Source organism: Candidatus Methylomirabilota bacterium (assembly GCA_028870115.1).
GTDB lineage: Bacteria > Methylomirabilota > Methylomirabilia > Methylomirabilales > Methylomirabilaceae > Methylomirabilis.
The window spans coordinates 48,174-60,370 of record JAGWQH010000047.1 but is presented as its reverse complement, the minus strand read 5'-3'; the positions used below and the strand labels follow the sequence as shown (position 1 = coordinate 60,370).

The window sequence follows — 12,197 nt, the reverse complement described above, 5'->3', positions numbered from 1 at the left end:
GAGCGTGACCCTTTTCGAGAAAACGCCCATTGAACAAGCGCTTGCGCTGGTCGATTACGAAACGCCAGAGAGCGATGACGCTAACCAATTGATTTTACGCCTCTGACGTTGGGACAGTAGTGGAATTTTATCTTCATGCTGTTCTCTCCATTCCTTCCAGAGTCCGTAGTGCCTTTCCTCTTCTCTTGCGGATAAATGATAGCACCGTCCTGAGCACGACGCCACGGCAGTCATTGCAGTTCATACTTTCCGATATTCTTTGAGGCCGAACGCAGGGCCGAGCCGCCGCGAAGCGGTCGATTTCGTGCTCCTGGTTCTCCCAGAGCGGAGGACGGGAGAACGCTGAGTTGAGAGGCGGCGTTTACGCTATGCGAAAGAACGATTCGTTAAGCACATTCTCTCTGTGTATCTAACCTATTGGTTCTTGCATAAGTAATGGAAAACGAACTGCACAACTATCCGTTCAGCCTGAGCTTGTCGAAGGCTGATCCGCGCATGGTTCGACGGGTTCACCATGAGCGGAATGGAGACATCTACAGCCTGCATTACTTATGCAAGGATCAATAAATGGTCGCTGTCCCTATTTATTCCCTTTTGCGGACAGTGTCATCGCACCCTGGCGTGATGACCCCTTCCCGGATTACGACACTGAACCTGTGATGATGTACGGGAACGGGTAAGACCATCGCGACAGGAGCGGTCTGCCGACGTGCGGCCCTGCTCGCAGCAAAACGGGTCCGCTTCGGGCTCAGATCGGCCTCGGCGCCGTAACACGCGTGATCCCACTTTAATCTTGACTCTCCAACCTGATTCTCGCATACTTTCCACCATGAATTCGCTTCTTCATGCGGCCTCCACGGGCGCGTGCCCGTACCGCCCGAAAAGCGATTTGTTATCAGTTTTCTTATCAGCCAATGGGCGCTAGAGGGGAGTACTTTACGTAGGAGGGCCAATGTTGGCATCGCTCCGGTCGGCTGTGCTTGGTGGTTTCGCAAGCCTACTGTTCGCCGGCTTCCTTCTCCTGGCTTGGGCGCCGAGCGTCGGAGCGACGCTCTACTGCAACCGCCCGGACTTCGAACTAACGCCAAACTCTGGTCCTCCGTTCGATTCCGTCGGGTTCCTGAACAACGGGTGCACGGCGTTCCTGATCGACAGGGATCACATCGCCGCGGCGGCGCATTGCTTCGTCGACGCGACTATGGCTACAGGGGCGTGGCAAACTGGGCTCCGGTTTTACCCGAAATTCCATCCCAACCGAGTAGTTTCCGATCGCAAGCACGTTCCTCGTGGAGACGTGGCGCGGGCGGTCGTTGGCTCCCGCGTCTCGGGGGGCGGCATGAGCGACGGGATAGACTGGGGAATTGCGAAGATCGATAAGTGGTCGGACGTCGCGGGAACGAACCAGACGCTGATTCCGCTGGCGAAGTCGATTCCGCCGCTTGGCGCTCCCCTTGTCAACGCCGCCTATACGCGAGCCCACTTCCCGTTCAACGCTCCGGACATGGTGTGGGACACAACGACCTGCGGCTGGGTGGGCGAGACTGCCCCGGGAAAAAATGATGGCGGGGCTTGGGCGATCTACCGCCATCCCGCCCCGCTCTACGATGGGGTCCACGAGGACATCGTCGGGTGCAACTCTCGCTGGATGGCGGGGACGATTCATACGAACTGCTCCCTGAACAAGGACGATCATGCCCTCCTGATTCACAACTGCGATACGATTGGCGGCTCCTCCGGCTCCCCGCTTTTCCACAAGAACTCCCTTGGGGACTGGGAAGTCATCGGCTTGATTAACGGCGGCGGCACGGATGCGACGAAGAGCGCGAACGACTTTTCCCTGAAGACCCCCGCCTGTGCGCAGGACACGCCGCAGAACACCGACAACATCGGGCCTAGCGTCGAGCGATTCGGGGATGCGCCGCGCTTCGCGTCGAGTGTCGCGGTGGGGAGAAGTCCGTACTCGCCCTCCATGACCGCGGTCTTTGCCGTCGACGCGGACCGCAACAGGGTCGTCTGGAGGGTGCGGCAGGGGGATACCCCGTCGTACAAGGGTACATTCAGCTACTGGCTCGACATCGGGTCGCCGGTCCCTGGGGTAGCGCTGACGAAGGTAGCCACCTGCTCGCTCGATCCAGGAGGGCACCCGCAGGTCTTCGTGATCGCGGCGGGATCGATCTACACCCTCTCTCCAGAGCCGAGCGGAAAGTGGGGGTCGTGGACCCATATCAGCCCACCAGTACAGGGGCTCCACTTCCTCGACGTGGACGCCCTCTCGCTCAGCGGGAACCAATGTCAACTTTACGCCGTCGGAGAGGACGGGGTTGTCTTCACGCGGACGGCGGTCCCCGGAGGGGCGACCGGCAGCTGGAGCCTCGTGAAGCCGGGGAGCTTCCGCTCGATCTCGGTGCTGACGTACGCCGACAAGAGATGGCTCACGATGGTCGACGCAGCGGGGGACCTATGGCGGATCGCATCGGTGGGATCGGGGTGGAGCGATGCGGTGAAGCTCTCGCGTCCGCCGGGTGTGACGGGGTGGATCGATGCGGACATGACATGGGACGAGGCGACACGTGGGTTTCTCGTCGCAATCCCGAAGGGAGGAGGCAACCGGTTGTGGTTCATGCCGATGTACGGAGACAAGGCGTGGATGGAGTGGAGGTACTTCGACACGCACCTCTGGGCACCGAATGCGAAAAAGCCTCAAGACGCACCCAGGTTCGAGACCGTGACGGCTTCACGGTGGATGGAGGACACGCCGTGGGTGACGTCACCCGTGATCTTCACGACGGACAACTACGGCAATGTGTACTTCATCGAGTACACGCGAGTGGGGACACCGAGGTGGGTGTTGGACTGGAAGTCCTTCTACCACGAGTTCATCCCATACTGACCGGGCTCGCGCCCCTCGGGTAAAGCGATCTGGGCTTGGTGAGCCTGGGGTCTGGCCAAGGCATCCAGTTGATTTTTATGGTTTAACGTTCCAAAGATAGGTGTTTTCAGGGCCTATATCCTCTTTTTCGGCCCCGAAAAGAGCGTTATACAGAGCCGGTCCCTCCCGGACCTGATATTCTTCACCGCCTTCTATCACTTCTCTCCCTTTGGCTCGAAAGCCCAAAAGTGCTTTCACCTTCTCAGCAAAGGGTCTGCTCCCCACCGCGATACTGCCCGTCCATTCCTCCTTGAGGAGGAATTCTCTCTTATTGCATCGATGGGTGATATGCCAGATATAGCCTGGAATATAATGTCGCTTCGCTCTCGCCATAGACTCTTGGGAAAAACAGCCTTTTTACCCTCGAAAAACGTGTTATAGGCCCATTTCATGGGGTCACTTCAGCACTATTCGATCCGATATCAGATACTTGCCGTGGCCCGACCCCATTAATTTTTCCCATGGTTTTCTTGTCCCCTTGACTGGTGGTCGGTGTGCTGTCTAACGCAGGGCTCAGCCCCCGCGTAGCGGTCGGTTTCGCGCCCCTGGTTCTCCCGGAGCGGAGGAAAGGGGGAACCGATTATCCGATGGACGGATAAGTACAGCACAGATTGTTAGACACGGTCAAGACGAAACAATAGCTTGACGTAAACTATAAGGTTTCATTACAGCCAACAAATGATTAATAATGAACTACCCCGCAGCAAGCTACGGGGTCTTGTCTTCTGTTCTGGCCCGTCATTCCGTGCTTGACACGGAATCCAATCGGACCTTCTGGATACCGGCTTTCGCCGGTATGACGAACTCGCGGTAAGCCGCGGGGCATGAACCCTGGTAGATTCAAGTCACGGAGTTCCCAATTTGAGACGCCTCATATGCAATCCGCGGATGGAGCACTGGAAGCTGACCACTGCGAGCTGAATCATGAAGATCGACGTCGTTATCAAGGTGGGTGGGAGCCTAGGAAAGTGGGGCGGGCTGGGGAAGCTGCTCGATTCCATCCAGCGGTGGAAGGGTACTGCCAACGCATTAGTGATTCCGGGTGGCGGGGTGTTTGCCGACCTAGTGCGGGCAGAGTATCGCCGAGTGCGACTCACCGATCACGCCGCGCACCGGATGGCTATCCTGGCGATGGATCAGTATGGTCTTGAGCTTTGTGACCTCGCCACACAGGCTGCGCCGGCCTCCAGCTTGAATCAGGTCATAGAGGTGATCCGGAGCAGCCAACTTCCGGTCTATCTCCCCTCACGATCCCTTTTTCGCCACGATCCCTTTGCACATTCCTGGGGTGTCACCTCGGATTCGATCGCCGCCTATATTGCTGGACGTGTTGGAGCGGATGCCTTGCTGCTGCTGAAGTCTGTAGATGGGATCTTCGCACGCGATCCGACGGTTGACCCGTCGGCGCCCCTGCTGCCGTACATCACGCGCCCACACCTCTCGCGTTACAGCGGCGTGGATCGAGAGTTTGCCAGGTGGCTGAACGGGATCGACTGCTGCTGGATCATCAATGGGACGCATCCGGCTCGTGTCAAGGAGTGGCTGGAATGCAGGAGAACGGTAGGGACGTGTGTGGTTACGCGGAGCGCAAATCCCCCCCAGCCCCCCTTTGCAAAAGGGGGGCTGGGGGGGATTTGATATGCAAAGACACAGTCGCCTTCAGGCGTTCCACCAACGTCGTGGAAACGGAGCCGCTTCGTTGTCCTCCCTCACAGGCCGCAGTTCGTACGCCGACAATGTCGGCGCCAAGTGCCAGGGCTCTGGAGAGATCCGCCTGCTGTAGAGAACCCGCCAAGCCACAAAAGAGCCCCCGATCGTGACACTGCTGAACAAAGCGGCTGATGGCGTCCTCCGGGAGGCACTGAAAGAGCGTCCGTCCGTCTTTGATGGCGGTATCGATCAGGCACCCTTCGACAAAGGGGGCGGCGGCATCAGGAAGCTCAAGCGGATCGAGCGAACCAACGAGGGCGGCATCAGCGTAGGCGCAGGCTACCAGACCCACTGTGCCATTCGCCATTCGTAACGCGCTGCTGACGGCATCGAGCAGGTTGGCCGCCTCCGCTCCTGTCCGAGCCCCCAGCAGTCCCACCTTGACGAGTCGAACACCGCAGGCGGCCGCTCCCAAGCCGGCAAGTGCCACGGTCCCCGGAAGATTTGGGACGTCGCCGATCGATGCGCTGACAGGGACAGCAGCCCGGACAGTTCTTACGATTGCCGCGATGGTCTCCGGCCGCCCGGCGCCCAGCGATCCCTCGGCCGGGTTCTTCACATCGACGATATCGGCTCCCCCAGCCAACGCAGCTATCGCCTCTTGCTCGTCCCGCACACTGATCATGAGTTTCATCGCACTTCTCCCAAAGCTGTGCCTTCACGCGTAACCGTTGTCTTGTATCGGAAAGCGTCTGGAAGTGTCAAGGAAGAAATGCATGAACAACGCCGTTGGGTTTGACAGAGGTACGGCCTTTATGATACATATTCCCATATGAAGACTACCATAGAGGTGACTGACACGCTTCTTCGTGGCGCCAAGCAATTGGCTGCCAATGAAGGTACTACATTGCGGGCCCTCGTTGAAGAGGGTTTACGCCGAATTCTTGCTGAGCGGGAACAAGGTGGCAGGTTTCATCTCAGGAAAGCCACTTTTAAGGGTAGCGGGATTCAGCCCGGCCTGGCCACGGCCTCATGGGATCGCATCAGGGAGATGATCTATGAGGGACGCGGCGGTTGATCGGCGTTGACACGAATCTGCTGGTTTATGCTCATCGGGAGGACTCCCCGTGGCCTCCCGTCGCTTACGCACGGATTGCCGAGCTGGCGGAGAGTCGAGCGCCTTGGGCAATTCCATGGCCCTGTCTTCATGAATTCCTGGCCATCGTGACCCATCCCGCGATTTTCGATCCCCCAACACCCCTTGCTGTCGCGCTCGATCAGGTCGATGCCTGGTTGGAGTCGCCGAGCCTTATGCTCCTCACCGAGATGAACGGGTACTGGCTCCAACTGCGTAACGCCATCCAGAAGGGACAGATCGTCGGTCCACAGGTACACGATGCGCACATTGCCGCCCTCTGTCACCTGCATGGCGTGCGCGAGTTGTGGACCGCTGATCGCCATTTCGGTCGGTTTCCGGCTCTCTCCGTGCGTAATCCACTCGTCGAGTGAGAGAGAAATCCGGGCCGGCCTGCCATTCCCTCTTTACGCACTGAAGTCCAGAAATAGGTATGGTGTCCCTGGAATTCCTTGGGCCATACCGGAAGAACTCTGGGTGGCGATAGAAGAAGGCGCTACCTAGTTGACGGTGACTCCTTGTCCCCGCCAATGCCGCCGTGCGCTTTTCGCGCACCATACCAACCAACCGAATGAACGGACTGCGGCCCAGTAGAGCCGGCGTGGTGCGAATTCGGACGCCTCCATCAGTTTCAAGAACGCGTGATCCGCCTGGCGGCGACTAAGCGGGGAGCCCGCTCTGAGGAACTGATACAGCGCATCGTGCACCATGGAGGCGTAGTACGTCTTGGGGCGACCGGTCCTTTCGTACACGACCCCATCTGGTGTGCCAATGAGGAAATCAAAGAAACAGATCTTCGGACTGCAGCCATTCCAGGCGTAACCTCGGGTGACGGTGATTCGGCCCCCAACCTCCAAGATCAACCGGACCTTTCCACAGGAATCAAGGAAGTACATGTCCTTGGGGATATCGAAGCCAGATTCCCAACTGTAATTCTTATCGGCTTTGTACAGCCATGTAACGCTATTCTTACATGCAACCATACGGCCTCGTTGCAGGCTAACGCCTCAAATCAGCCTCGCTATAACGCCTCGGCTGCATATGATTGTAAGGCCCGCATCTAGGCTTCGACAATGTCTGGTTTCGTGCTTTGGACAAATGCAACGACCCCGTCACGTTCAGCCTGAGGGACCAGAAACGCCTCGAGCGTGGCATGGAGGTGCCCTAAAAATGCTGACCAATCGCTTTCACTGATTTTCATCCCTTTATGGGTGGTCTTCATATCTCGTCCGGTGTAGTACAGGGGGCCGCCTGCATTCGCACATAGAAAATCAATCAGGAGCTGCTTTTCCCGCTTGACACCATCCTTCCCTCGATGCTGCCAGAAGCGAGCCAGTTGCGCATCCCCTTGTAAGCGCGGCAAGAGGTCGTTAGCAACGGCACAGATGGCGTCATAGCCGCCAAGACGTTCGTAGAGTGTTGTCTTACTCATTGCTTTATCTCCTTCCGGTCAGAAACTGGCACAACTATTATGTACGTTGATCAGTCTATCCCGGCCAACCGTTTTTAAAGCCATGGCAAATAGTACCGTCTTCTCGCGTAGTTAGCAACAGGTTCCTATATAGCCTGACGACGACAGATGCTGCGCCTATGTCAGCGATTCAACCTTCCCGCTGGAACTGCTCAGGCTAAATTCGGCTCTATCGTTGAACTTTGGACACTCCTGTCGTCGTGAGATCTTGCGCCGGCTTTTGGCCCTGAACCTGAAGATTGCCGCCATGGAGCTCGCTCAGAGCCGACCAAGGGAAGCGCCTAGCACCCCGGAACGGTGAATGAGCCGAATGGCATGGTGTCCTCCTATTACTACTGATTGTTATGAATCTGTCCTTGGATGAAGGACACATCTCAGTGCGGCAGTTCGTCCGAGCGACGTTGCATAAACTGGTCTAGCGCGGTGTGATGCTCGGGCAAATCGCCGACCCTATTTGTGCTTGCCGACGTTACTTCCCTCCGTTATAGTGGCATCGATCCTTCCAATCACTAATCACTACTCACTAATCGCTGGAATCACATGGCATACGAGGATCTGCGGGCCTTTATTGCGGCGCTGGAGCAGCGGGGACTGCTGAAGCGGATCAAGACCCGGGTCGATCCGATTCTCGAGGTCACCGAAATCACCGATCGAGTCAGCAAGCGGCTCGGACCCTCCCTGCTCTTTGAGCGAGTCAAGGATTCGTCGATGCCGCTCCTGATCAACGCCTTCGGCTCTGAGGCGCATCTCTGCCTGGCGCTACAGCGCGCCTCGCTGGACGAACTGGCCGGAGAACTGGAAGGCCTCTTCGAGATCAAGAGCCCGGAAGGATGGATCGAGAAACTCCGGATGTTACCGAAGCTCACAGAGATGGCGAGCTACCTGCCCAAACGGGTGAAGGATGGCCCGTGCAAGGAGGTACGCATCACGAAGGATCCCTCATTTGACCTGTTGCCGGCCATCAAGTGCTGGCCGCTGGACGGCGGCCGATTTATCACGTTCCCCCTGGTCTTCACCAAAGATCCGGAGACCGGCACGCGCAATTGCGGCATGTATCGCATGCAGATCTTCGACGAACGGACTGCGGGTATGCACTGGCACATTCATCACGGCGGGGCGAGACACTATGAGAAAAACCGGCGGCTGGGACGGCGCACCGAGGTCGCCGTGGCCATTGGACCCGATCCGGCCACCACCCTGTCGGCGGTCATTCCGGCGCCAGACGGGATTGACGAAATGCTCATCGCCGGCTTCCTGCGGAAGCGGTCCGTCGAGCTGACCCAGTGCGAGACCGTCGAGCTGGAGGTTCCAGCCAATGCCGAAATCGTACTGGAAGGATACGTCGAGCCCGATGAGCTGCGCCTGGAAGGGCCGTTTGGCGACCACACCGGCTTTTACTCCCTCCCTGACTATTACCCCGTCTTTCACCTGACGGCCATCACCCATCGCCGGGACCCAATCTACCAAACCACCATCGTCGGCCGCCCACCTATGGAGGACTGCCACATGGGGACGGCCGTGGAACGGATGTCCCGCCCGCTCCTGAGAAAACAGTTGCCGGAGATCGTGGACTTCCACATGCCGTTCGCCGGGGTTTTCCACAACCTGGTCATCGTTAGTATCGATAAGGCGTATCCGGGCCACGCGCGCAAGATCATGCACGCGATCTGGGGCCTCGGCCAGGCGATGTTCTCAAAGGTGATCGTCGTCGTGGACAAGGATGTGAACGTCCGTGATCCGGCCGAAGTGGTCTGGAAGGTCCTGAACCACATCGACCCGGAGCGCGATATCGAGTTTGTCATGGGACCGGTCGAAACCCTGGATCATGCCAGCCGGCTGCCGCGGTATGGCTCAAAGATGGGGATCGATGGAACGCGGAAGTGGAAGGAAGAGGGGTTTACGCGCGAGTGGCCGGAGGAACAGGTCATGGATCACGAGATCAAGACCCTTGTGGACCGACGCTGGACAGAATACGGCCTGGATGGATGAGAAGCTGTCAGCCAACAGCTCTTTATTTGGAGGAATGAGATATGAGTCATCACCTGCGACGAGCGATGTTCACAACCCTGCTGATCGGCACACTGCTGATTGCCCAGGCAGCTCACGCTACGCCTGTCCCGGACTTTACGCTCTCGCTCCTGGATGGAAAGTCCATCGCGCTGAAAGACTTTCGCGGTAAGCCGGTTCTGATCAATTTCTTCCACTCCAAATGACCACACTGTCAACGGGAGGCTCCCGTTCTGGTAAAGATCTACCAGCAGTACAAGGGCAAGGGCCTCGTGATGCTGGGCGTGAACGTCGCCTGGGATAACGAAGCCGACGCGCGAAAGTTTATTGAGACGTACAAGATCCCTTACCCCGTAGGACGCGACAGCGTCGGTGACATCGGCAGGCGCTATCAAATCAAAGGTACGCCGACTACGATTCTGGTCAATAAAGACGGGAGCTTATACGGACGCTCGGACGGGGCGATGACGGAGGAGGAGTTTCAAAGATCGATCAATGCCCTGCTCAGTCAGAAGGGAAAATAATAGGCTGTCCGGATTGAGAGGAGGTTCCCCATGAAGCTCTCTTTTCTGCTCCTGGCGACCACGGCCCTGCTCCGTTCAGTCCGTCGGCAATGTCTCGATTGGCGTCAAGCCATGAGGCAGTCGCGCGTACTCCTCGCGCTCGGCGTCCTGCTCCTCGCGGGATGCGCCCCGACACTGACTCCATCGGAACGCACCTGGATGCTGGACCAATACGCCGCGTGGGCGCCCGACATTGCGTTGTACGCGCCCATCGCGCAGGCAGCCTATCGAACGTCGCCTGTCATGCCGACCCTTCCGAACACCGGGTTCGTCCGCGTGACCAACCTTCCCGTCGCCGGGGGCGTGCCGGGGACGACGACGGCGTACGTGCTCGGGACGGACGACACCACCCACAGGCACTATATCGGCATTGAGGGAACGCAGGACTTCCGCCAGTTGCTGACCGATGCCGAGGCGGTGCCCCGGGAGGATCACACACTCACCATCCGCGTCCATCCCGGCTTTGCGGCCGTTGCGCGCGCCGTGGATGAGGACTTGAAGGCAAAGCGGCTCCTGAAGCCGGGCTATACCGTGGGCCTGACCGGGCATTCTCTCGGGGGCGCCGCGGCGCTGCTGCTGGCGATGCGCCTCGAGCAGGCGGGTAGCACCGTAGAGCGGCTTGTCACCTTCGGTCAGCCGAAGGTGACCGACACTGCGGGCGTCTCCGCCTTCAATCGCCTGATGCAGAAGACCACGCGCGTGGTGGGTTGCGACGACGTGGTGCCGTTCGTCCCCTCCCTCGGCTACGCGCACGGCGGGAGCGTCCTGCTGTTGCTCGACTCCCCGTACTTCGAGGCCGCGCGGGAGGATCTGTCTCACAGGCCGTTCGGCATCGCGCTGCTGGACGATCTTAAGAACGTGCGCGATAGCGGCGCCTTCCACGGCCATCAGATGGTCACCTACATCGCGCGCCTCGCCCAGCCGCGCACCAAGCCGTGGATTTATACGGCCGCAGACCCGATAGTGTGTAGCGGGCGCTAACGCGCGACCACGCCGAACTGACACTGGCAAGGCACTAAGGCCAGGGTGCTCGCAATCGCAGTCGCACCGGACACGAGTACGGCCCTTGTGTTTTCAGGCTGGCATGGCCGGGCGGTAATTCTCAGATGGATATCGTGTCACATGGGCTCTGGGGCGGGATCGCCTTCGGAAGAGAAAACCGGCGGAGTTACGGGCTGGCGTTTTGCTTTGGCATCCTCCCGGATCTGAGTGCGTTCGGGCCCTTTTACCTCGCCGTGGTCCTCGGCCTAGCTGAACGTCCGCACTTTGGTCACGAACCCCCTGACCCTTCGCTCTTCCCGGCCTACGTCCATCGCGTGTACAGCGTCACACACAGTCTGGTCATCTTCCTCGTCGCGTTCGCGCTCCTGTGGGTGGTGGTCCGGAAGCCGATCTGGGAGACGGGCGCCTGGGGGCTGCATATTCTCGTTGACATCTTCACACATTCCTATCGATTTTTTCCCACGCCGTTTCTCTGGCCGATATCGGATTTCAAGGTCAACGGCTGGCCGTGGGGGAGGCCGGAGATCTTCATTCCCAACGTGATCCTCCTCACCCTGCTCTATGCCTGGTTCTTGCTTCGTCAGCGTAGGGTATCGAATTATTCATCGTGAGCTGTCCTCCAAGGGAATCAGGAGTCTCGGTAACCCGGCAACCCCGCGAAGCCGTACGAGACGTTCGAGCCATTTATCGAGAGGGCAAGCGTCAATGGGTGAGGCGTCCGGAGCGCATCAAGACGCCCAGACTAACTCCATGAACCGGAAGAAGTAGCCCGTCCTTGGGGTTAAGACGTGCGGGCTCTCGGCTGCTCCGCTCTGGCGATATGGTAGCTGAGCGTCTTCAAGAGGGCTGACAGGTCAACGTTCTGGACCTTCACCGAATCGGGGACTGTCAGTTGGGTGGGGGCGAAGTTTAAGACCGCAATGACCCCCCCCTTCACGAGCGCGTCGAGGATGGCCTGGGCGCCGGCGGCGGGAACAGCCAAGATCCCAATCTTGATTTTCCGCTTACGGATGACCGAAACGATCGTCCCGGTATCCATCACCTGGATCCCTTCAATCCGCCGACCGATCTTGGCGGGGTCCCGGTCGAACACGGCAGAGATCTTGAATCCCTTCTCCTGGAACCCCTTGTAGGCAATCAATGCAGAGCCCAGGTTCCCCAACCCGACCAAGGCCACCTCCCACGCCCGCTTGAGGCCAAGAATCTCCTCCAGACTATGCCGGAGAGGGGTCACGTAGTACCCCAGACCCCTGATGCCGAACTGGCCAAAGTAGGCAAGGTCTTTTCGCACCTGGGCGGAATTCAGGGCGAAACGATCGGCCAGTTGCTTGGACGAGACGCTCGCCGTCCCTTCATTCTCTAACTCTTCCACGCATCGCAGATAGATCGAAAGTCGGGTTATGGTTTTCTCGGGAATCTTGATCGCTTTCATGGATACAG

The 12,197-nt window shown here is 58.6% G+C and carries 13 protein-coding genes and 1 pseudogene; 9 read left to right on the top strand and 5 right to left on the bottom strand.

The annotated features are described in order from the left end of the window. Window positions 1–952 precede the first annotated feature (952 nt). Window positions 953–2,890 (top strand): hypothetical protein, encoded by a 1,938-nt coding sequence (locus KGL31_05310; GenBank protein ID MDE2321322.1) that lies wholly within the window; start codon window positions 953–955, stop codon window positions 2,888–2,890. Window positions 2,891–3,178: 288 nt separating this feature from the next. Here the strand turns inward: KGL31_05310 and KGL31_05305 are convergent. Further along, a pseudogene (locus KGL31_05305) lies at window positions 3,179–3,262 on the bottom strand (transposase). A 591-nt stretch (window positions 3,263–3,853) separates the two neighbouring features. Here KGL31_05305 and KGL31_05300 point away from each other — a divergent pair. After that, window positions 3,854–4,567: an aspartate/glutamate/uridylate kinase gene (locus KGL31_05300; protein ID MDE2321321.1), complete on the top strand. Its 714-nt coding sequence runs from the start codon at window positions 3,854–3,856 to the stop codon at window positions 4,565–4,567. On the opposite strand, the gene KGL31_05295 is transcribed toward KGL31_05300, so the two are convergent. Further along, entirely contained in the window at window positions 4,506–5,273 is a 768-nt protein-coding gene (locus KGL31_05295; protein MDE2321320.1) for a (5-formylfuran-3-yl)methyl phosphate synthase, read from the bottom strand. The two genes, KGL31_05300 and KGL31_05295, sit on opposite strands and share 62 nt — an antisense overlap. Window positions 5,274–5,411: 138 nt before the next feature. Here KGL31_05295 and KGL31_05290 point away from each other — a divergent pair, with 138 nt between their 5' ends. Together KGL31_05290 and KGL31_05285 are read left to right on the top strand one after the other, a co-directional pair. Next, the gene (locus tag KGL31_05290) at window positions 5,412–5,657 is read left to right on the top strand and encodes a type II toxin-antitoxin system VapB family antitoxin (GenBank protein ID MDE2321319.1); all 246 of its coding nucleotides are present in this window, start codon (window positions 5,412–5,414) and stop codon (window positions 5,655–5,657) included. Next, window positions 5,654–6,088, top strand: a complete 435-nt coding sequence (locus tag KGL31_05285; GenBank protein MDE2321318.1) for a PIN domain-containing protein — start codon at window positions 5,654–5,656, stop codon at window positions 6,086–6,088. The genes KGL31_05290 and KGL31_05285 overlap by 4 nt, the downstream gene beginning before the upstream one ends. Before the next feature lie 126 nt (window positions 6,089–6,214). Here KGL31_05285 and KGL31_05280 read toward each other — a convergent pair whose 3' ends face one another. Beyond that, window positions 6,215–6,697, bottom strand: coding sequence for a DUF1353 domain-containing protein (locus KGL31_05280; GenBank protein MDE2321317.1), 483 nt, complete (start codon window positions 6,695–6,697; stop codon window positions 6,215–6,217). 77 nt (window positions 6,698–6,774) lie between these two features. Then, on the bottom strand, window positions 6,775–7,146 hold the full coding sequence (locus KGL31_05275; GenBank protein ID MDE2321316.1) for a group 1 truncated hemoglobin: 372 nt from the start codon (window positions 7,144–7,146) through the stop codon (window positions 6,775–6,777). Between the two features lie 579 nt (window positions 7,147–7,725). Between KGL31_05275 and KGL31_05270 the strand changes: the two genes are divergently transcribed. The 5 genes from KGL31_05270 (at window position 7,726) to KGL31_05250 (ending at window position 11,368) form a co-directional block, all read left to right on the top strand. Continuing rightward, window positions 7,726–9,174 (top strand): menaquinone biosynthesis decarboxylase, encoded by a 1,449-nt coding sequence (locus KGL31_05270; protein ID MDE2321315.1) that lies wholly within the window; start codon window positions 7,726–7,728, stop codon window positions 9,172–9,174. A 41-nt stretch (window positions 9,175–9,215) separates the two neighbouring features. Further along, window positions 9,216–9,398, top strand: a complete 183-nt coding sequence (locus tag KGL31_05265) for a redoxin domain-containing protein (protein ID MDE2321314.1) — start codon at window positions 9,216–9,218, stop codon at window positions 9,396–9,398. 27 nt (window positions 9,399–9,425) lie between these two features. After that, a complete protein-coding gene (locus KGL31_05260; protein MDE2321313.1) occupies window positions 9,426–9,716 on the top strand; it encodes a TlpA family protein disulfide reductase in 291 nt (96 codons plus the stop codon). A gap of 30 nt (window positions 9,717–9,746) precedes the next feature. Continuing rightward, complete coding sequence (locus tag KGL31_05255; protein MDE2321312.1) at window positions 9,747–10,736, top strand: hypothetical protein; 990 nt, start codon at window positions 9,747–9,749, stop codon at window positions 10,734–10,736. A gap of 125 nt (window positions 10,737–10,861) precedes the next feature. Then, window positions 10,862–11,368 (top strand): metal-dependent hydrolase, encoded by a 507-nt coding sequence (locus tag KGL31_05250; GenBank protein MDE2321311.1) that lies wholly within the window; start codon window positions 10,862–10,864, stop codon window positions 11,366–11,368. A gap of 170 nt (window positions 11,369–11,538) precedes the next feature. On the opposite strand, the gene KGL31_05245 is transcribed toward KGL31_05250, so the two are convergent. Next, window positions 11,539–12,189: a redox-sensing transcriptional repressor Rex gene (locus KGL31_05245; GenBank protein MDE2321310.1), complete on the bottom strand. Its 651-nt coding sequence runs from the start codon at window positions 12,187–12,189 to the stop codon at window positions 11,539–11,541. Window positions 12,190–12,197 lie beyond the last annotated feature (8 nt).

What these genes read in the sequence shown, in the direction of transcription:
- KGL31_05275 (MDE2321316.1), bottom strand. Translation starts at nt 7,146, where the DNA reads ATGAGTAAGACAACACTCTACGAACGTCTTGGCGGCTATGACGCCATC.
- KGL31_05295 (MDE2321320.1), bottom strand. Translation starts at nt 5,273, where the DNA reads ATGAAACTCATGATCAGTGTGCGGGACGAGCAAGAGGCGATAGCTGCG.
- KGL31_05265 (MDE2321314.1), top strand. Translation starts at nt 9,216, where the DNA reads ATGAGTCATCACCTGCGACGAGCGATGTTCACAACCCTGCTGATCGGC.
- KGL31_05245 (MDE2321310.1), bottom strand. Translation starts at nt 12,189, where the DNA reads ATGAAAGCGATCAAGATTCCCGAGAAAACCATAACCCGACTTTCGATC.
- KGL31_05290 (MDE2321319.1), top strand. Translation starts at nt 5,412, where the DNA reads ATGAAGACTACCATAGAGGTGACTGACACGCTTCTTCGTGGCGCCAAG.
- KGL31_05255 (MDE2321312.1), top strand. Translation starts at nt 9,747, where the DNA reads ATGAAGCTCTCTTTTCTGCTCCTGGCGACCACGGCCCTGCTCCGTTCA.
- KGL31_05310 (MDE2321322.1), top strand. Translation starts at nt 953, where the DNA reads ATGTTGGCATCGCTCCGGTCGGCTGTGCTTGGTGGTTTCGCAAGCCTA.
- KGL31_05280 (MDE2321317.1), bottom strand. Translation starts at nt 6,697, where the DNA reads ATGGTTGCATGTAAGAATAGCGTTACATGGCTGTACAAAGCCGATAAG.
- KGL31_05270 (MDE2321315.1), top strand. Translation starts at nt 7,726, where the DNA reads ATGGCATACGAGGATCTGCGGGCCTTTATTGCGGCGCTGGAGCAGCGG.
- KGL31_05300 (MDE2321321.1), top strand. Translation starts at nt 3,854, where the DNA reads ATGAAGATCGACGTCGTTATCAAGGTGGGTGGGAGCCTAGGAAAGTGG.
- KGL31_05250 (MDE2321311.1), top strand. Translation starts at nt 10,862, where the DNA reads ATGGATATCGTGTCACATGGGCTCTGGGGCGGGATCGCCTTCGGAAGA.